The organism is Thalassococcus arenae (assembly GCF_019104745.1).
In the GTDB taxonomy this organism is placed as follows: Bacteria; Pseudomonadota; Alphaproteobacteria; order Rhodobacterales; family Rhodobacteraceae; genus Thalassococcus_B; species Thalassococcus_B arenae.
This window is the reverse complement of the sequence record NZ_JAHRWL010000002.1, coordinates 34,365-50,398: the sequence shown is the minus strand read 5'-3', so window position 1 is coordinate 50,398 and position 16,034 is coordinate 34,365. Positions and strand designations below refer to the sequence as shown.

General features: G+C 67.7%; 22 protein-coding genes, 2 tRNA genes and 1 pseudogene. 7 read left to right on the top strand and 18 right to left on the bottom strand.

Annotation, left to right across the window (positions count from 1 at the left end; all coding sequences use genetic code 11):
- Positions 1–100: 100 nt before the first annotated feature.
- From rpoH to KUH32_RS11560, 6 genes and pseudogenes are all read right to left on the bottom strand, one after another.
- On the bottom strand, positions 101–997 hold the full coding sequence (rpoH, locus tag KUH32_RS11580; RefSeq protein ID WP_217778540.1) for an RNA polymerase sigma factor RpoH: 897 nt from the start codon (positions 995–997) through the stop codon (positions 101–103).
- 178 nt (positions 998–1,175) lie between these two features.
- Positions 1,176–1,412, bottom strand: a pseudogene (locus KUH32_RS18485) (Rid family hydrolase); the annotation flags it as partial.
- Positions 1,413–1,427: 15 nt separating this feature from the next.
- Positions 1,428–1,571, bottom strand: a complete 144-nt coding sequence (locus KUH32_RS18480; protein WP_254899154.1) for a RidA family protein — start codon at positions 1,569–1,571, stop codon at positions 1,428–1,430.
- Entirely contained in the window at positions 1,568–2,602 is a 1,035-nt protein-coding gene (locus KUH32_RS11570) for an RluA family pseudouridine synthase (protein ID WP_217778537.1), read from the bottom strand. The genes KUH32_RS18480 and KUH32_RS11570 overlap by 4 nt, the downstream gene beginning before the upstream one ends.
- A 184-nt stretch (positions 2,603–2,786) precedes the next feature.
- Positions 2,787–2,863: transfer RNA gene (locus tag KUH32_RS11565), tRNA-His, on the bottom strand.
- Positions 2,864–2,923: 60 nt separating this feature from the next.
- Entirely contained in the window at positions 2,924–3,403 is a 480-nt protein-coding gene (locus KUH32_RS11560; RefSeq protein WP_217778536.1) for a GNAT family N-acetyltransferase, read from the bottom strand.
- 78 nt (positions 3,404–3,481) lie between these two features.
- On the opposite strand from KUH32_RS11560, the gene KUH32_RS11555 reads away from it, so the two are divergent.
- The gene (locus KUH32_RS11555; RefSeq protein ID WP_217778534.1) at positions 3,482–3,676 is read left to right on the top strand and encodes a DUF6324 family protein; all 195 of its coding nucleotides are present in this window, start codon (positions 3,482–3,484) and stop codon (positions 3,674–3,676) included.
- 54 nt (positions 3,677–3,730) lie between these two features.
- Here KUH32_RS11555 and KUH32_RS11550 read toward each other — a convergent pair whose 3' ends face one another.
- Complete coding sequence (locus tag KUH32_RS11550; protein WP_254899153.1) at positions 3,731–4,186, bottom strand: MmcB family DNA repair protein; 456 nt, start codon at positions 4,184–4,186, stop codon at positions 3,731–3,733.
- Between the two features lie 95 nt (positions 4,187–4,281).
- Between KUH32_RS11550 and KUH32_RS11545 the strand changes: the two genes are divergently transcribed.
- The 4 genes from KUH32_RS11545 (at position 4,282) to KUH32_RS11530 (ending at position 7,156) form a co-directional block, all read left to right on the top strand.
- Positions 4,282–5,577, top strand: coding sequence for a hypothetical protein (locus KUH32_RS11545; RefSeq protein ID WP_217778532.1), 1,296 nt, complete (start codon positions 4,282–4,284; stop codon positions 5,575–5,577).
- Positions 5,574–6,308, top strand: a complete 735-nt coding sequence (locus KUH32_RS11540; RefSeq protein ID WP_217778531.1) for a COG3904 family protein — start codon at positions 5,574–5,576, stop codon at positions 6,306–6,308. Before KUH32_RS11545 ends, KUH32_RS11540 begins: the two co-directional genes overlap by 4 nt.
- 87 nt (positions 6,309–6,395) lie before the next feature.
- Entirely contained in the window at positions 6,396–6,722 is a 327-nt protein-coding gene (locus KUH32_RS11535) for an ArsR/SmtB family transcription factor (RefSeq protein ID WP_217778529.1), read from the top strand.
- Positions 6,719–7,156 (top strand): SRPBCC family protein, encoded by a 438-nt coding sequence (locus KUH32_RS11530; RefSeq protein ID WP_217778527.1) that lies wholly within the window; start codon positions 6,719–6,721, stop codon positions 7,154–7,156. The genes KUH32_RS11535 and KUH32_RS11530 overlap by 4 nt, the downstream gene beginning before the upstream one ends.
- A 258-nt stretch (positions 7,157–7,414) precedes the next feature.
- Here the strand turns inward: KUH32_RS11530 and KUH32_RS11525 are convergent, their stop codons facing one another.
- The 6 genes from KUH32_RS11525 to KUH32_RS11500 form a co-directional block, all read right to left on the bottom strand.
- Positions 7,415–7,744: a hypothetical protein gene (locus KUH32_RS11525; protein ID WP_217778525.1), complete on the bottom strand. Its 330-nt coding sequence runs from the start codon at positions 7,742–7,744 to the stop codon at positions 7,415–7,417.
- Positions 7,745–7,830: 86 nt separating this feature from the next.
- Positions 7,831–8,304, bottom strand: a complete 474-nt coding sequence (gene nusB / locus KUH32_RS11520) for a transcription antitermination factor NusB (RefSeq protein ID WP_217778523.1) — start codon at positions 8,302–8,304, stop codon at positions 7,831–7,833.
- Positions 8,301–8,849, bottom strand: a complete 549-nt coding sequence (locus KUH32_RS11515; RefSeq protein ID WP_217778521.1) for a 6,7-dimethyl-8-ribityllumazine synthase — start codon at positions 8,847–8,849, stop codon at positions 8,301–8,303. The genes nusB and KUH32_RS11515 overlap by 4 nt, the downstream gene beginning before the upstream one ends.
- Positions 8,849–9,976 carry a 3,4-dihydroxy-2-butanone-4-phosphate synthase gene (ribB, locus tag KUH32_RS11510; protein ID WP_217778519.1) on the bottom strand — a complete coding sequence of 376 codons (1,128 nt, stop codon included), beginning with the start codon at positions 9,974–9,976 and terminating at the stop codon, positions 8,849–8,851. Before ribB ends, KUH32_RS11515 begins: the two co-directional genes overlap by 1 nt.
- 120 nt (positions 9,977–10,096) lie before the next feature.
- Entirely contained in the window at positions 10,097–10,435 is a 339-nt protein-coding gene (locus KUH32_RS11505) for a hypothetical protein (RefSeq protein WP_217778517.1), read from the bottom strand.
- A gap of 43 nt (positions 10,436–10,478) precedes the next feature.
- Positions 10,479–11,252 (bottom strand): TrmH family RNA methyltransferase, encoded by a 774-nt coding sequence (locus tag KUH32_RS11500; RefSeq protein ID WP_217778514.1) that lies wholly within the window; start codon positions 11,250–11,252, stop codon positions 10,479–10,481.
- A gap of 128 nt (positions 11,253–11,380) precedes the next feature.
- On the opposite strand from KUH32_RS11500, the gene KUH32_RS11495 reads away from it, so the two are divergent.
- Positions 11,381–11,464 (top strand) — tRNA-Tyr (locus KUH32_RS11495).
- A 40-nt stretch (positions 11,465–11,504) separates the two neighbouring features.
- On the opposite strand, the gene KUH32_RS11490 is transcribed toward KUH32_RS11495, so the two are convergent.
- The 4 genes from KUH32_RS11490 to KUH32_RS11475 form a co-directional block, all read right to left on the bottom strand.
- A complete protein-coding gene (locus KUH32_RS11490) occupies positions 11,505–12,134 on the bottom strand; it encodes a dienelactone hydrolase family protein (RefSeq protein ID WP_217778512.1) in 630 nt (209 codons plus the stop codon).
- Between the two features lie 82 nt (positions 12,135–12,216).
- Positions 12,217–13,002, bottom strand: coding sequence for a metal ABC transporter permease (locus KUH32_RS11485; protein WP_217778511.1), 786 nt, complete (start codon positions 13,000–13,002; stop codon positions 12,217–12,219).
- Positions 12,995–13,735, bottom strand: coding sequence for a metal ABC transporter ATP-binding protein (locus KUH32_RS11480; RefSeq protein WP_217778509.1), 741 nt, complete (start codon positions 13,733–13,735; stop codon positions 12,995–12,997). The genes KUH32_RS11485 and KUH32_RS11480 overlap by 8 nt, the downstream gene beginning before the upstream one ends.
- Positions 13,732–14,217, bottom strand: coding sequence for a Fur family transcriptional regulator (locus KUH32_RS11475; protein ID WP_217778508.1), 486 nt, complete (start codon positions 14,215–14,217; stop codon positions 13,732–13,734). The genes KUH32_RS11480 and KUH32_RS11475 overlap by 4 nt, the downstream gene beginning before the upstream one ends.
- Positions 14,218–14,299: 82 nt before the next feature.
- Between KUH32_RS11475 and KUH32_RS11470 the strand changes: the two genes are divergently transcribed.
- Positions 14,300–15,259: a zinc ABC transporter substrate-binding protein gene (locus KUH32_RS11470; protein WP_217778507.1), complete on the top strand. Its 960-nt coding sequence runs from the start codon at positions 14,300–14,302 to the stop codon at positions 15,257–15,259.
- Between the two features lie 3 nt (positions 15,260–15,262).
- On the opposite strand, the gene KUH32_RS11465 is transcribed toward KUH32_RS11470, so the two are convergent.
- Positions 15,263–16,033 (bottom strand): LamB/YcsF family protein, encoded by a 771-nt coding sequence (locus tag KUH32_RS11465; RefSeq protein ID WP_217778505.1) that lies wholly within the window; start codon positions 16,031–16,033, stop codon positions 15,263–15,265.
- Between the last annotated feature and the right edge of the window lies 1 nt (position 16,034).

Here is a 16,034-nt window from a genome sequence, read left to right as displayed (position 1 = left end):
GCCGAACAAGCGCCAAGTCGCGACCGGCCGTCAACCACACGCAAAAAGGGCGCCCGAAGGCGCCCTTTGGCGATTGCACCAGCCGCGGTCGCGGCGTCGGTCAGGCCGAAACCAGCATGCCTTGTTCGCGGGCCAGTTCGCGCATCCGTTTCTGCAGCTTCTCGAAGGCGCGGACCTCGATCTGGCGGATCCGTTCACGGCTGACATCGTACTGGCCGCTGAGATCCTCGAGCGTCACCGGCTGATCGGCCAGGCGGCGCTGCGTGAGGATATCCCTTTCGCGGTCGTTCAGCACGTCGAAGGCCTGCGCCAGCAGGGCGCGGCGCGCTTCCAGCTCGTCCTTTTCGGCGTAATCCGCGGCCTGGTCGGCATCTTCGTCTTCCAGCCAGTCCTGCCATTGCATCGCGCCTTCGCCGTCGCTGCCGACGGTGGCGTTCAGCGACGCATCACCACCCGACAAGCGCCGGTTCATCGAGATCACCTCGTCCTGGGTCACGCCCAGATCATGCGCGATCTTTTCCACGTGCTCGGGACGCAGGTCGCCCTCTTCCAGCGCACCGATCCGGTTCTTGGCCTTGCGCAGGTTGAAGAACAGCTTTTTCTGCGCACTCGTCGTGCCCAGTTTCACCAGCGACCAGGACCGCAGGATGTATTCCTGGATCGAGGCGCGGATCCACCACATCGCGTAGGTGGCCAGGCGGAACCCCTTTTCGGGGTCGAACCGCTTGACGGCTTGCATCAGGCCGACATTGGCCTCGGAAATGACCTCGGCCTGCGGCAGGCCATAGCCGCGATAGCCCATGGCGATCTTGGCGGCCAGGCGCAGGTGGCTGGTCACCAGCTTGTGCGCGGCGCTGCTGTCCTGATCTTCGACCCAGCGTTTGGCCAGCATGTATTCTTCTTCCGGCTCCAGCAGCGGGAATTTCCGGATCTCCTGCAGGTAGCGGCTGAGACCCGCTTCCGGCGTCGGGGCCGGTAGGTTCGCATAATTGCTCATGTCCCTGTTCGCTCCAATGTAACGAGGCTTAACATCCAGATAGGACAACCGCCCGCGGGTTTCAAGAGGCCGTGACGGTCATGATATGACACGAAGTTATGGCAGTTTTCCGTCGGTGCGAGACACATGTCAGTGCGTTCACGCGCATGTGCTGCGTTGTAACCACGCCACCGCGCGCTCATGCACAGCTGTGCAAGGCAGCGATGGCCCGGATCTCGACCAACGCGCCGGGCCGCCGCAGCAAAGGCACCTCGACCGCCGTCCAGGCCGGGTATGGCGCCGAAACGCGGCTCCGGCGCACCGTGTCGAACAGTTCGAAATGATCGCGCAGGCCGACGTGGTAACTGGTCATGTCCACCAGGGCCTCCAGACCCTGCCCGGCCTCGGCCAGAACCTCGGCGATCTTGTCGAAACAGGCATCGAACTGGGTTCAGGGATCGGCGGGCATGGTGCCGTCCGGACCGCTGGCCGTGACGCCGGTCAGAAAGACATGCCCGTTCGACAGGATGCCCGGCGACATCGCCAACCGTTGCGCCGTCTCCGCGAAGGCCGGCGGGACCAATGCGCGCTTCATGGCGCGACCCCGCCCAACCCGGCCAGCAGGCCCGCCATGTCCTTGGGCAACGGACAGGTGAACAGCATCGCCTCGCCGGTGACCGGGTGGTCAAAGCCCAGTTCAGCCGCATGCAGCGCCTGGCGGCCGAACCCGTCCACCGCCGTTGCCGCCGCCGGGCTCAGCGCGCCGCGTGGCAGCTTGCGGCGCCCGCCATAGACCGGATCGCCAACCAGCCCGTGCCCGGCATGGGCCATGTGCACCCGGATCTGATGCGTGCGCCCGGTTTCCAGCCGGCATTCCACCAGCGCGAGGCATGGCGGCGTTCCGAACGCCTGCAAGACCCGCGCCCGGGTGATGGCGTGGCGCCCCTGCCCGTCGAAATACACTGCCTGGCGTTGCCGATCGGTCCTGTGCCGCGCCAGCCCGCTGGTGATCTTGATCACGCCGCCCGGTTCCACCGACACGCCGCGCACCCCGCGCAGACGCGGATCGCCCACATCCGGCACGCCATGCACCAGTGCCAGATAGGCACGGCGCGTCGTGTGCGCTTCGAACTGCGCCGCCAGACCCTGATGCGCCCGGTCGGATTTCGCCACCACCAGCAGCCCGCTGGTCTCCTTGTCGATCCGGTGCACGATGCCGGGGCGCCGTTCGCCGCCCACGCCCGACAGCGCCCCACCGAAATGGTGCAGCAACGCGTTGACCAACGTGCCGTCGGGAGAACCGGGTGCGGGATGCACCACCATGCCGGCGGGTTTGTTCACCACCACCAGGTCGTCATCCTCGAACAGGATCTCCAGCGGGATATCCTGCGCGACCACGTCATACGCCGCGGCTTCGGGCACGGCGATCTCGATCACCGTGCCTTCCGCGACACGCGCCTTGGGATCGCTCAGCACCGCGCCACCGCTGCGCACCGCGCCCTCGGCGATCAGACGTGCCAGCCGGGTGCGGGACAACGCCGCCTCGTCCGGCACGTCGCGCGCCAGCGCCTTGTCCAGCCGCGGCGGCGGATCGGCCGCGATGGTCACGCGCACGGTCTGGGTCATGTCGTCTCCTCACGCTCCGGAACGCGGCACCCCACCGGCCGGACAGATCGCGACGATCGTGACACCGATCGCCATCCACGACCAGTCCACCCGGGCGCCACGCGATGACAGGGGATCGCCCCGCCTCTTCTTCTCTTTGGAAAATACGCAAGCCCGGGGTCGGATCAAAGCCACATCGGGGGGGTGGTACCGCCTCCCCGGCTCGAACGGGGGACCTCTAGATCCACAATCTAGCGCTCTAACCAACTGAGCTAAGGCGGCACTGGCGGGCGGGATAAACCCGCCCCGCGCCGATTGCAAGAGCCAAGCCGCCCGAGCCGCTCAAAGATCGACCTCCCAGGCCTGCTCCACCAGGTCGACACCGAAGGACCGCACCGGCACGGAGCGGGTCAACCGCCAGCCCGCCTTGCGGTAAAGCGCGCAGGCCGCCTGGTGGCTTTCATGGGTCCACAAAACCATCCGCCGATAGTCCCGCCGCCGCGCCCAGCCCATGCATTCCTCCAGCATCCGCTGCCCCAGGCCCAACCCGCGCACCTGCGGCACCAGCAGGAAAAGCCGCAGCTTGGCGGTATCGGCATCCACCCGCACGCAAAAGATGCTGCCCAGGCGCGCGCCGCCCTGCCACGCGATCCAGGCGCGTTCCATCGCCGGGTCTCGATGCGCCTCGAAATCCCGCAGGATGTCGGCCACCAGCGCGCCGAAGGTCTCGTCGAACCCTTCCGCCCGCGCGTACAGGTCGCCATGTTGTTGCACCAGCCAACCGGCATCGCCCGGCCCGAAATCCCTGAACGTGACATCCATGGCCCGATCTGACCTGGCAGCGGCTTGCAAATCAACCCCGCCGGGGCTACTTCGCCCACACGGCGCGGAGACAAGACGATGGGCATCAACACCGAACGCGATATCGAAGCCAACCTGCAGATCGGGCCTACCGACCAGGGCATGGTGCGGCTGTTCATCAGCGCCGACGGAATGGAAGTGCCGATGGATTTCGAACCCGACGAGGCCGAGGAGATCGCCGAGGAAATCCGCGCCGCCGCGCAGGCCGCGCGCAAGGTCAAACCCCGGCGCTGACCCGCAAATCCCTCGCAAGGGATTTGCAAATCTCTCACGAGAGATTTGTCCGCCCTACCCGAACGTCCCCGCATCCGGGTCGCGCAGCCCGTGCAGACGCCGCGCCGCATGCACGGCGAAGCGCCGGATCAGCGCATTGCGGCGCGCGCCGGCCAGCTTGACCTCGGGCGCCATGCGCAGGATCTCGGCGTCATAGCCATCGGCGACGATTAGCCCGGTGCCGTCGGGCAGCAGGTCGGTCGGGAAATCCTGGTCGACCGCCCAGAAATACCGGTCGCACCAGTCCAGGTAACCTTCCCACTTGCCGTCGCTCTGGAAATCGGCGCGGCTGGACTTGCACTCCACCACCCAGATTTCGCCCTTTTGCCCAAGCGCCATCACGTCCACCCGCTTGCCCCGCTCGGGCACGAATTCCTCGACCACGGCAAAGCCATGCCCGGCCAGGTGCCGGCAGACGCCACGGGCCAGAACCTGGCCCGGCATGAGGCTGGGTTGCAGGACGCTTTGCATGGGTGAAGAATGAACAAAGTGTGAACAAAACGCAAGCCGGGTTTTACCGCGCCGATCCGGTGCTACAGTGACCGGCGGACCACAGGGAGAGCGCGATGGCGGACGAAACAGGACTGACGCGGGCCGAGGCGCGCGGCGTGCGCCATGCCCGCGAACTCGAGGCGCATCTGAGCTGGCTCGACACCTTCTCCGGCACAGCACTCGGCGTGCTGGCCACCGCATCGGGCATCTACACCTATCTCGGCGTATCGTCGTTGCTGGACGAAAACGGCGCCATGTCGGTCTTTGCCGCGATCGCCTATTCGGTCGCCGTGTCCGTCGGCATCTTCGTCTTCTGGTCCTACCTGATGCGCTTGTTCCCGGCGGTGCGCACGGCGCGGGCGCGGGCCGGGCTGCTGGCATCGATGGGGCTGGGATCGCTGGCCATCGTGGCCATGTCGTCCTGGCTGAACGCAGCCGCTCTGGCCGGGTCCGCGGCCGTGGAACAGCACCTGGCCAGAACCGTGCAGGATTACCAGCTCAGCCTCGAACGCGCCCACGAGGTCGCCTTGTCGGCCCAGGCGCTGCAGCGCGACGTGGCGCGGGTGCGCCAGAGCTTCGAGGATTTGTCCGAACAAGAGGCCGCAGGCGGGCTGTCGGGCCTGGCGGGGCGCGGCGCGGTGTTCCGCGTGCTGCGCCAGAAAGCCGCCGAACTGACGGCGCTGGAAACCCAGATCGCCGCGCAGACCCCGCTGGTCGAACAGGCCTTTGCCGAGGGCAACACGATCCTGTCACGGATGCGCGCCCTGACCGTCGAACCCGGCCCGGTCGAGGCACGCTCGGTCGAGTTTTCCGAAGCCGCGGTGCGCCTGCAGGGCCTCATCACGTCGCTGCGGCAATTGTCGGTGGCGCCGCTGGTGGAACGCGCGGCGCAGGATCTGTCGGCCTCGGTGGTGCTGCCGGAACTCGACGGGCGCACCGAAGAAGGCCGCACCGACCAGGCCGCCACCATCACCTCGGTGCTCGACGTGCTGGCCAGCCGCGCCGCGACGCTGGAGCGCGCCGCGCAGGTGGTTCAGTCCATGGCCCCGGCGACCGATGTGACCTACACGCCGATTTCCGCCGCCGACGCGGTGATCCTTTATGCCGGGAACTTCGTGCCGTCCTGGGCCGGCGCCATCGCCATCGACCTGTTGCCCGCAGTGCTGGTCTTCATCCTGGCCATCACCCAGGCGGCGATCCGGCAGGGCCGCGAATCCGCGGCCATCGAGGACACGCTGACGCTGGCGGAATTGCGGGCCGCGCTGGCGGCCTTGCGCGACGTCGAGCGGGCGCAGGCCGCGTTGCCGGAACTTGACGAAAAACCCGATTCCGCGCCGCCGGTGTCGCATATCGGCGGCAAATCGGCATGAACGCGCGCACGGTTTCGCGCGTGATGGCGGGCGTGCTGATCTTCCAACTGGGGATCGGTGCGCTGCTGGTGCTGGGCGACATGTCGCTCGGCACCCCGCGCCTGCCCGGCCTGTCGCCCGCCGCGCCACGACTCAGCGAACCGGTACGCCCCGGCGACCAGCGCCGCCGCTTCGCGCCGGGCCGCGACGGCAGCCCCGTGCAGCCGCTGCGCGACCCCGGCACCCTGCCTGACCGCCTGACGCTCACGCAGCAGGACGGCACCTGGCGGCTGGAAGGCGCCATCGCCGACGGCGATGCCGCGCGTCTGGCGGATCTGATCGCGCAGAGCGATCCACGGATCGAAACGCTGATCCTGCAATCGCCGGGCGGATCGGTGCGCGATGCGCTGTCGCTGGGCCGGTTCCTGCGCGAGGCCGGCATCGGCACGCGGCTGCTGGCGGGCGAGTTCTGCTATTCCGCCTGCCCCTACCTGTTCGCCGGCGGCACCAACCGCACGGTCGAGGACGGCGCGCAATTGGGCGTGCACCAGCACGCCTTCGGCGAAAACACCCTGTTGCCGGCCTTTCTGGCGGTCGAGGATATCCAGCGCGGCCAGGGCGACGTGATGGTCTATCTCGATGCGATGGGAATCGATCCGATGGTCATGAGCCACGCGCTCAGCACGCCGGCCGACGAGATCTATGTCCTTCTGCCGGACGAGATCGACCGCTATGGCTTTGTAACGCAGTAGAAATTCCGCCTCGCAGATATCGTGCTTGACTCGATACCATTTGGTGTCATTTTAAGTGATACCAAATGGTATCTTGATGAGAGCGCAATGACCGCACCCCTGCAACCCGCCTTTCGTGCCTTGGCCGACCCCACGCGCCGCGACATCCTGCACCGCCTCTCGGCGCGCGAGATGACCATCGCCGAAATCACCGAACATTGCGCCATGACGCGCGCCGCGGTGAAAAAGCACCTGACCGTGCTGCAGGACGGCGACCTGATCCGGATGCGGCGGCAGGGGCGCGAAACCTACAGCCGGCTGAACGCGGCGGCCTTGCGACCCGTTGTCGACTGGCTCGGCTTTTTCGAAACGTTCTGGGACGATCGCCTCGACGCGCTGCACGCCACCCTGTCCCAAAAGGAGCCAGACCAATGACCACGATCACGAAAACCGTTCATCTGCCTGCCGCCCGGCACGTCGTCTGGGATCACCTGACCAGGGCCGATCTGCTGGGAAAGTGGTTCCACCCGGCCGAGGCCGATCTCGCGGTGGGCCGCGATTTCGTGCTGCGATCGGCGCGCGATGGCGACCGTATGTGCTGGGGTCGCGTCGTTTCGGCCGACCCGGTCGCGCATCTGCGCTGGACCTTCACGGTCGGGCCGCTGAACGGGCGGATGACCCGGGTCGACTGGCATCTCGCCGAGCTGCCCGGCGGCACAAGGCTCACGCTGGAACACTCCGGCCTGCCGGACGATGCCGACGCGTTCGGACTGATCCTGGCCCTCGACAAGGGCTGGCACGGTTTCGTCGGCGATCTTCAGGGAATCGCGATGCAGGACTTGCCGCGCCCGGTGGCAGAGACTACCTAGGCGACTGGCGGGTTCTGCCCTTCTCGTGACACGGCAACATTCCGGTGGCCTTAAGCAAATCCGAGGGAGCTGGCTCTGACACGGTCCTGGCCGCGTTACCTGGCGCCCACCTGTAGTAACAGGTCCTCGGGAATGCGCTTGCCCCACGGTTGGTGTGGTTCCCGCCGCTGCGTTTCCGCGCCGGCTTTCCGCGTGGTCTTTCCGCCCTGACCAATCCGTCCCGAAATCCGCCCGAACAGGACGGATCGGTGGTTGCCGTCAGACCCGCCGTCCCAGCACGCGACGGGTGCGCGCGCCGGCTTCGACCGGCACCGGCACCGGATCGGCCGGAATTGCGTCGCGCTTGCCACCGCCGTCCCGGTCGTCATCGCCGCCCATGCGCATGATCGCGATGCCGAACTGCACCCCGGCAAAGACGATGCCGTTGAACAGCCAGAACATCAGCACCGCCAACGCGCCACCGGGGCTATGGGTCACGAGATGCCAGAGATTGGCGATGTTGAACCACAGGACAAGGCCCACAAACACCGCCGACAGGGCAAAGCCTATCAGCACCTGGCGGATGTAGAGACGGATCAGTTTCGGCATGGGTGTTTCCCCTTGAGACATATCCCAAGGTTAAGATGCGACGGGAAATTGGCAAGCCCACACGGCGGAAATCCGCGAAGATCGCGTCAGAACGCCTCGGGCCTCGCCTCGCGCGCCATGTGATCCAGAACGGCGTTGACAAAGCTGGGCTCCTTGCCGTCGGGAAAGAACGCCCGCGCCACATCGACGAATTCGCTGATCACGACCTTGGGGGGCGTGTCCATCGCCAGCATCTCGGCGCCCGCGGCGCGGAACAGCGCGCGCAGGGTCGGGTCGATGCGCGCGATGGGCCACTTCGCCACCAGCGCGCGGTCGGTCATCTGGTCGATCTTCGCCTGCAGGCTGACCGCCTCGCGCATCAGCGTGCCGAAATGGTCGACATCGCCATCGATCATCTCGGTCCCTTCCTCGATCTCGGCGCCAAAGCGGAATTCGAGAAATTCGCGATGCACCTTGTCCAGGTCCTGGCCCGACTGTTCCATCTGGAACAGCGCCTGCACCGCGTAAAGCCGCGCCGCCGAGCGCATCGCGCGTTTCTGGTTGCCGGACAGCTGGGTCATGCCTTGGCCGGCCCCTTGGCCTTGCTGGCGATCTGGTATTCGTCTCGCGCAGGCATGAACCCCACATCCTTGCGCGCCCCGCCCCATCTCCGCGCCAGCGCGATCAGGTGCAGCGCCGCCTCGGCCGCGCCGCCCGCGGTGTTCAGCCGCTTGGCGTCGGCGCGTTCCTCGGCCTGGTCGCGGGTCTCGACGGTGATGATGCCGTTGCCGATGCAGACGCCCTGCAGCCCCAGCAGCATGATCCCCCGCGCGCTTTCGTTGACGACGACATCGTAATGGCTGGTGGCGCCGCGGATCACGCAGCCAAGCGCCACGTAGCCGTCGAAATTCGACAACCGCTCGGCGATGCCGATGGCGGTGGGGATTTCCAGCGAGCCGGGCACCTCGACGGTCTCATGGGTGACACCGGCGCGGTCCAGCACCGCCCGCGCGGCGGCCAGCTGCGCCTCGGCGATGGCGGTGTAATAGGGCGCGATGGCGATCATCACCTTGACCGGCTTGTCAAAGCTCGGAAGCCCCAGATCGTTGTCAGAATGTCCGGCCATCAGCCCAGCTCCGATATCTTGCGGGTGCCGACGATCTCGAGCCCATAGGCCTCGAGCCCCACCACCTTGGGGGTCGGCGAATTGGTCAGAAGGATCAGCCTGGACAGCCCCAGAGACGACAGGATCTGCGCGCCCAGCCCGTATTGCCGCAGCGTCTTGGGGCTGACCTCGTCATGCACGTCCAGCTTCATCGAGGTGTCGCGCAGCAGCACGACCACGCCGCGTCCCTCGGCGGCCACGGCTTCCATCGCGTGCTGGAATTCATGCGCGCGGCCCTTGGGGCCGGTACCGATCACGTCCAGCATCGGGTCCATCGCATGCATCCGCACCAGCACCGGATCATCGCCCGACACGTCGCCCTTGGTCAGCACGATATGTTCGTCGCCATGGGTCTCGTCGGTGTAGATGCGCATCGCCCAGTCGCCACCGAATTCCGAGGTGATGGTCTGCTCCGAGCGCACCCGCACCAGGTTGTCGTTGCGGCGGCGATAGGCGATCAGGTCGGAAATCGTGCCGATCTTGATGCCGTGCCGCTGGGCAAAGGCCACCAGTTCCGGCAGCCGCGACATGGTGCCATCCTCGTTCATGATCTCGCAGATCACGCCGGCCGGGTTCAGCCCGGCCAGCCGCGCGACATCGACCGCGGCCTCTGTATGGCCGGCGCGCACCAGCACCCCGCCATTGCGCGCGCGCAGCGGGAACACGTGGCCCGGCGTCGCGATATCGGCCGCGCCCTTGGACGCGTCGATCGCCACGGCAATGGTGCGCGCCCGGTCGGCGGCGGAAATGCCGGTGGTCACGCCCTCGCGCGCCTCGATCGACACGGTGAACGCGGTCTCGTGACGCGAGGAATTCTGCGTCGACATCAGCTGCAGACCCAGCTGGTCGATCCGGTCTGAAGTCATCGCCAGGCAGATCAGGCCGCGGCCATAGAGCGCCATGAAGTTGATCGCGTCCGGCGTCGCCCATTGCGCGGGGATCACCAGATCGCCCTCGTTCTCGCGGTCCTCGTGGTCGACAAGGATGAACATGCGCCCGTTGCGCGCGTCCTCGATGATCTCCTCGACCGAGGAAATCGCATCCCGCCAGTTCTCTTCCACGGGGCCGGGTTTTTCAAAGGCTGTCATGGCGCACCTCTCTGCGCCCGCAGATAATCCACGCCCGCCGGAATGGCCAGAGCCTCGGGGAAAAACCCCGCGTCTTCTTCTCTTTGAAAAATACGCGAACCGGCCGCGGCCACAGGCGCGTCAGTCGAAGATGTCTTCCAGCGCGTCAAAGGCCTCGTCGAAGAACCGCTTGGCCAGACTCTTTCGCTTTTTCTTCTTCTTGCGCTTCAGCCCACCCGATTGCGCGGCGCGTTCCCAGACCGGCAGCGGCGTGGCATGCACCTCGGGACGTTTCTTGCGGCCCGGCGCCGGCGGAGTGTGGGCGGCGGCATCGACCTGGCCAAGTGGCAGCATCTTGAGATCGTGCAACGGAGCACCGCAGGCCGAACAGCTCAACTCGTGGCGCACCGTGCCGGTCAGGACCAGCGCCGCGCGGGTGCCGCAATAGGTGCAGGTGGCGATTTTCGTGCCGTGGGGCATGGGCGTCTCCTTTGGCCAGAGCTAGGACCCGTGCCGGGCCAACTCAAGGCCGCGCGGCATAAAGCGCCACCGCGGCGGCGTTCGAGACGTTGAGCGACCCGAACGCCCCGGCGAAGGCGATACGCACCAGCCCGTCGCAGACCTCGCGCGTGCGCGGCCGCAACCCCGGCCCCTCGGCCCCCAGCACCAGCGCGACGGCGCGGTCGCGCTGCCCGTCCAGCGCGTCTTCGACGGTCTGCTCGGCCTCGCCCGCCAGGCCCAGCACCAGCCAGCCGGCTTCGCGCAGCGCCTCGATCGCGTCGCCCAGGTTGGTGACGCGCAGATAGGGTTGGCGTTCCAGCGCGCCGCTGGCGGTCTTGGCCAGCGCCCCGGTTTCGGGGGCGGCGTGGTGGCGGGTGCCGATCACCGCGCGGGCGCCGAACACCTCGGCCGAGCGCAGGATCGCGCCGACATTGTGCGGATCGCTGACCCGGTCCAGCAGCACCAGACGCGCGCCGGGGCTGGGATAGGCCACCGCGTCCAGTTTGCCCCAGTCCAGCGGTTTCACCTCCAGCGCCGCGCCCTGGTGGACCGAGCCGGGATCGAGCGGTGCCGAGAAACCGCGCGGATCGCTGATTTCCGGGGTCATGCCCGAGGCGGCGATGGCATCCTCGAGCTTGGTTGCGGCGTTGGGCGTCACGATCAGGCGCAGCCTGTCGCGGGCGGGGTTCTCCAGCGCGTCACGCACCGCGTGCAGCCCGAAAAGCCACACGGTTTCCGCCGCCGAGGCCTTGCGCCCGCGTTCTTTCTCGACCACCCATTTCGGTTTCTTCGCCATCGTCCGATCCCGGCTCTGCCTGTCGGGTTTTGCATGCACGGGGCACCGTCCGACCGCAAGCGACTTTCGCCTTGACGTGTCCCCGACGCGATTGTAATTCCGCCTTCACGCCGATTTTCGGCGCGTGTGGGCGACAGGCCGCAAGGTGTGGCAGGGGACTGTAACTCCCTCGCGGAGACGCACGCCTGGTTCGATTCCAGGGTCGCCCACCATCCCCCCCTTTCCGTGACACCGAAAAGACCCGGCCCGGGTTCAGCGCCGCAGGGTTTCGGCCAGAAAGTCGCGGTCGCGCTTCAGCGCGCGGGCGGCACAGGCGGCGTCATAGGTATCGGTCCGGTCGGATTCGGCGAACCAGTGCCCGGTGCCGGGATAGTCGAAGCCGCGATAGTCGCACCCCGCCCTGGCGATGCTGCGCTCCATCGACTTGCGCGCGGATGCGCTGACCCAATCGTCGGTTTCGGCGAAATGCGCCTGGATACGCGCCCGGCACGAGGCAAAGCTGCCACCCCGCGCCGCGTAATAGAGGATCGTGGCGGCAATGCCGTATTCCGGCCTTTGCGACAGCCAGACCGCCCAATGTCCACCCATCGAAAACCCCACAAGGCCGACAGGCGCCGTTTCGCCGCCAAGCCGCGCCCGCAGTGTTTCGAGATCGGCGCCCAGTTGCCTGTACATCGGCACGCGGCGGGGCCGGCTGCGCAAGCGCCTGGCTTCGGCTTCGGTTTCCGCCGTGGCGCCGTCGAAGAGATCGGCCAGGCCGACCAGGTATCCCGCCCGGCTCAGCGCCGTGCCGTAGCGGCGGAACGACGGGGTCAGGCCCCACCATGAATGGATAACCAGAACGGCGGCCCGCGGTCGGGTATCGGGTGCAACGATCTCCATCGGCGCAGCCCCCTTGCGCATTTCGCTGCCCAGCCTATCGCTGGACCCGGATCGGGGAAAGAGGATCGCAGGCCGCCCGCGCTCAGGCCACACCGCGCCGCAGCGTCGACAGCGCGAACAGCAGCGCCGCAGCACAGACGATGGCGGGACCGGCCGGCGCGTCGAAGACCAACGCGCCCTGCAAACCGCCGAGCGCCGCCAGCACGCCCGTGACGACGGCGATGGCCGCCATGGTTTCCGGACCGCGCGACAACCGCCGCGCCGTGGCCGCCGGGATCAGCAGCATCGCGCCGATCAGCAGCGCGCCCACCACCTTGATCGCCACCGCCACCACGATGGCCAGCGCCAGCGTCAGCACCAGCTGTTCGCGCCTTGGATCAATGCCGCTGGCCCAGGCCAGCTCCGGCGACAGGGTGGCGGTCAGCAGCGCCTGCCACCGCCAGGCCAGAAGCGCCAGGACCAGCGCCGCCCCGCCCCAGATCACCCCCAGGTCACCGCGGCTGACCGCCAGGATATCGCCGAAAAGATAGGCCGACAGATCGGCCCGCGCGCCCGGCACGAAGGCCACCGCCACCAGGCCCACCGCCAGCGCCGAATGCGCCAGCACGCCCAGGGCCGTGTCCATCGCCAGCCCGCGGCCGGCCAGACGCGACACCGCCAGCGCCATGACCACCGCCACCGCCAGCGCCCCGGCGAAAATCGGCACCGACAACGCCAGCGCCAGCGCCACGCCCAGGATCGCCGCATGCGCCGTGGCATCGCCGAAATAGGCCATCCGTCGCCAGACCACGAAACAGCCCAGCGGCGCCGCGGCAAGGGCCACGCCGACCCCGGCCAGGGCGGCACGGATCAGGAAATCGTCAAGCATGATCGTGGTCGTGGTCGTGGTCGTGGTCGTGGTGGTGATGGTGGTGTTCGTGGCGGTAAAGCGCCAGCGCGCCCTGCGTGCCGGTGCCGAACAGCGCCCGGTATTCCGCCGCCTGGGCCACGACCTCGGGGTGGCCTTCGCAACAGACATGGCCGTTGAGGCAGATCACCCGGTCCGAAGCGCTCATGACGACGTGCAGTTCGTGACTGACCATCAGGATCGCGCAGCGGTGGCGGTCGCGGATGTCCTCGACCAGCCGGTAGAAGGCCGCCGAACCGGGCTGGTCCAGCCCTTGCGTCGGCTCGTCCAGGAACAGCACTTGCGGATCGGACAACAAGGCGCGCGCCAGCAGCACGCGCTGTCGCTGTCCGCCGGACAGTTGCGTCATCTGCCGGTCAACCAGCGCTTCGGCGCCAACCTCGGCCAGGGCCGCCAGCCGCGCGGCACGCGGTATCCGGCGCGGCAGGTTCAGGAACCGCGCCACGCTCAGCGGCAGGGTCGGGTCGATCACCAGGCTTTGCGGCACATAGCCCACCCGCAGGCCGGGCGCACGGTCGACGGTACCTTCCGCCGGCACCGCACCCAGCAAAGCCTTGAGAAAAGTCGATTTTCCCGACCCGTTCGGGCCGACGATCGTGACGATCTCGGCCGCATCCAACGCGAAAGACACGTCGTGCAGCACGGTCTGCCCGCCATAGCGGACGGTCAGGTTCTTCGCTGTGATCAGGCTCATGCCGCGGCTTTGTCCCGGCAGGACGGGCACAGCCCCTCGGCTTCGATCACCATGCGTTCGACTTCGAATTCCAGCGGTTCGGCGGCGCTGCGCACCGCCCGCGACACCCGAAATCCCGGCGCTTCGGCGACCGTCGAACAGGCGCGGCAGATCAGGAAGGCCGGCGTGTGATCCAGCCCCGGATGCACGCAGCCGACAAAGGCGTTCAGCCGCTCGATCCGGTGGGCAAAGCCGTTCTTGGTCAGGAAGTCCAGCGCCCGGTAGGCCACCGGCGGTTGCGAGCCCAGACCTTCGGCGCGCAGCACGTCCAGCACCTCATAGGCCCCCATCGCCCGGTGTTCGGCCAGCAGGATCTCAAGCACCCGCCGTCGCACCGGCGTCAGTTGCAGTCCGTGCTCGGCGCAGGCCGCCTCGACGGTTTCCAGGCTGCCCGAAATGCAGGCGCTGTGATCGTGTTTTTCGAACCCGGTGATCTCGCTCATCTCCGCCCCCTCGATTTTCTATTGATATGTTATATCATCCATTATAGCACTCGGGCCGGTTCGTTGACAAGCGAGGTGTGCCATGCGCGTTCTGCCCGTCCTTTTCTGCCTGTTTGCCCTGCCGCTCAAGGCCGAATCGCCCAGGGTGATGACAGATCTGCTGCCGGTCGAATCGCTCGTGGCGCAAGTGATGGAGGGCATCGGCGCGCCCGGCCGGCTGATCGAGCCAGGCGGTTCGGCGCACGATATCGCGCTGCGGCCGTCGCAGGCGCAGGCCCTGTCCGAGGCCGACCTGGTGGTCTGGCTGGGGGCCGATCTGATGCCCGGCCTGGACCGCGCGGTGTCGGCGCTGCCGGCCGATGCCCGCCGGCTCGACCTGAGCGCCATCGCTGGCGTGACGATCCTTGAGCCGCGCGAAACCGCCGTTTTCGAGATCGACGCGGATCACGAGGATCACGGGCACGAGGATCACGGGCACGACGATCACGGGCATGACGAAAAAGCGCATGACGATCACGATCACGCCCATGGCGCAGCCGATCCGCATGCCTGGCTGGACCCGGACAACGCCGCGCTGTGGCTGAGCGCGATCGCCGCCGAACTGGCCGCGCTCGACCCCGCAAATGCCGACACCTACCGCGCCAATGCCGAAACCGGGATCGCCGCCGTGTCAGCCGCCCGGGACGAGGCGCGCGCGGCTCTGGACGCGGCGCAGGACAAGCGGTTCGTCGTGTTGCACGACGCCTACCACTATTACGAGGACGCGATGGGGCTGACGGTGATCGGTGCTCTGTCCGCCAGCGACGACGCCCCGCCCTCGCCCGCGCGTCTGTCGGAACTGCGCGCGCATCTGGCAGAAGAAGCGGTCACATGCCTGTTCACCGAACCGCAGGCCAACCCAAAGCTGATCGCCGCACTGACCGAAGGCCAGATCGTGCCCGTGGCCGAACTGGACCCGCTGGGCGCGCATCTGGAACCCGGACCGGGTTTCTATCCTGCGCTGATCCGCGACCTCGCGACCCGCATCGCCGGGTGCAAGTGACCCTCAACGCCGCCCGTCAAAGGGTTTGAGCGCGATTCCCGCGGCTTCCAGCGCCGCGCGGGTGGCGCGCGCGATGGCCAGCGCCGTGGCGCCGTCGCCATGCAGGCAGATCGTGTCCACCGCCGCCGGGATGCGCGCGCCGCTTTCGGCGATGATCGCGCCCTCCTGCACCATCGCGACGATGCGGCTGGCGGCGTGGTCGGGATCGTGGATCACCGCGCCGGGCAGGCTGCGGTCGACCAGGGTGGCGTCGTCGTTATAGGCGCGGTCGGCGAAAATCTCGCCCGCCCAGGCGCAACCCAGGCTTTCCACCGCGCGCTGTTGCGCTGTGGCGGCCAGCACCATGACGATGATGTCGGGATCCACCGCCAGCGCGGCCTCGTAGCAGGTGCGCGCCATCGCCTCGTCCTCGGATGCCATGTTGGCCAGCGCACCGTGCAGCTTCAGATGCCGCACCGTGCCCCCCGCCACCCGCGCCATGCCGATCGCCGCGCTCAGCTGGTATTGCACCAGCGCGCGCAGGCTGGCCGGCGGAAGGTGCATCCGCCGCCGCCCGAAGCCCTGAAGGTCGGGAAAGCCTGGATGCGCGCCGATGCCGGTGCCGCGCGCCACGGCGGTCTTCATCGTCGCCGCCATGACGTCGGGGTCGCCGGCGTGAAAGCCGCAGGCGATGTTGGCCGAGGTCACCACCTCGAGCAGCGCCGCGTCCTGGCCCATCACCCAGGGGCCGAAACTTTCGCCCATATCGGCGTTCAGGTCGATGCGTGCGCTCATG

Excerpts from the sequence above, each read along its gene's own strand:
- rpoH (WP_217778540.1), bottom strand. The coding sequence starts at position 997 with ATGAGCAATTATGCGAACCTACCGGCCCCGACGCCGGAAGCGGGTCTC.
- KUH32_RS18480 (WP_254899154.1), bottom strand. The coding sequence starts at position 1,571 with ATGAAGCGCGCATTGGTCCCGCCGGCCTTCGCGGAGACGGCGCAACGG.
- KUH32_RS11570 (WP_217778537.1), bottom strand. The coding sequence starts at position 2,602 with ATGACCCAGACCGTGCGCGTGACCATCGCGGCCGATCCGCCGCCGCGG.
- KUH32_RS11560 (WP_217778536.1), bottom strand. The coding sequence starts at position 3,403 with ATGGATGTCACGTTCAGGGATTTCGGGCCGGGCGATGCCGGTTGGCTG.
- KUH32_RS11555 (WP_217778534.1), top strand. The coding sequence starts at position 3,482 with ATGGGCATCAACACCGAACGCGATATCGAAGCCAACCTGCAGATCGGG.
- KUH32_RS11550 (WP_254899153.1), bottom strand. The coding sequence starts at position 4,186 with ATGCAAAGCGTCCTGCAACCCAGCCTCATGCCGGGCCAGGTTCTGGCC.
- KUH32_RS11545 (WP_217778532.1), top strand. The coding sequence starts at position 4,282 with ATGGCGGACGAAACAGGACTGACGCGGGCCGAGGCGCGCGGCGTGCGC.
- KUH32_RS11540 (WP_217778531.1), top strand. The coding sequence starts at position 5,574 with ATGAACGCGCGCACGGTTTCGCGCGTGATGGCGGGCGTGCTGATCTTC.
- KUH32_RS11535 (WP_217778529.1), top strand. The coding sequence starts at position 6,396 with ATGACCGCACCCCTGCAACCCGCCTTTCGTGCCTTGGCCGACCCCACG.
- KUH32_RS11530 (WP_217778527.1), top strand. The coding sequence starts at position 6,719 with ATGACCACGATCACGAAAACCGTTCATCTGCCTGCCGCCCGGCACGTC.
- KUH32_RS11525 (WP_217778525.1), bottom strand. The coding sequence starts at position 7,744 with ATGCCGAAACTGATCCGTCTCTACATCCGCCAGGTGCTGATAGGCTTT.
- nusB (WP_217778523.1), bottom strand. The coding sequence starts at position 8,304 with ATGACCCAGCTGTCCGGCAACCAGAAACGCGCGATGCGCTCGGCGGCG.
- KUH32_RS11515 (WP_217778521.1), bottom strand. The coding sequence starts at position 8,849 with ATGGCCGGACATTCTGACAACGATCTGGGGCTTCCGAGCTTTGACAAG.
- ribB (WP_217778519.1), bottom strand. The coding sequence starts at position 9,976 with ATGACAGCCTTTGAAAAACCCGGCCCCGTGGAAGAGAACTGGCGGGAT.
- KUH32_RS11505 (WP_217778517.1), bottom strand. The coding sequence starts at position 10,435 with ATGCCCCACGGCACGAAAATCGCCACCTGCACCTATTGCGGCACCCGC.
- KUH32_RS11500 (WP_217778514.1), bottom strand. The coding sequence starts at position 11,252 with ATGGCGAAGAAACCGAAATGGGTGGTCGAGAAAGAACGCGGGCGCAAG.
- KUH32_RS11490 (WP_217778512.1), bottom strand. The coding sequence starts at position 12,134 with ATGGAGATCGTTGCACCCGATACCCGACCGCGGGCCGCCGTTCTGGTT.
- KUH32_RS11485 (WP_217778511.1), bottom strand. The coding sequence starts at position 13,002 with ATGCTTGACGATTTCCTGATCCGTGCCGCCCTGGCCGGGGTCGGCGTG.
- KUH32_RS11480 (WP_217778509.1), bottom strand. The coding sequence starts at position 13,735 with ATGAGCCTGATCACAGCGAAGAACCTGACCGTCCGCTATGGCGGGCAG.
- KUH32_RS11475 (WP_217778508.1), bottom strand. The coding sequence starts at position 14,217 with ATGAGCGAGATCACCGGGTTCGAAAAACACGATCACAGCGCCTGCATT.
- KUH32_RS11470 (WP_217778507.1), top strand. The coding sequence starts at position 14,300 with ATGCGCGTTCTGCCCGTCCTTTTCTGCCTGTTTGCCCTGCCGCTCAAG.
- KUH32_RS11465 (WP_217778505.1), bottom strand. The coding sequence starts at position 16,033 with ATGAGCGCACGCATCGACCTGAACGCCGATATGGGCGAAAGTTTCGGC.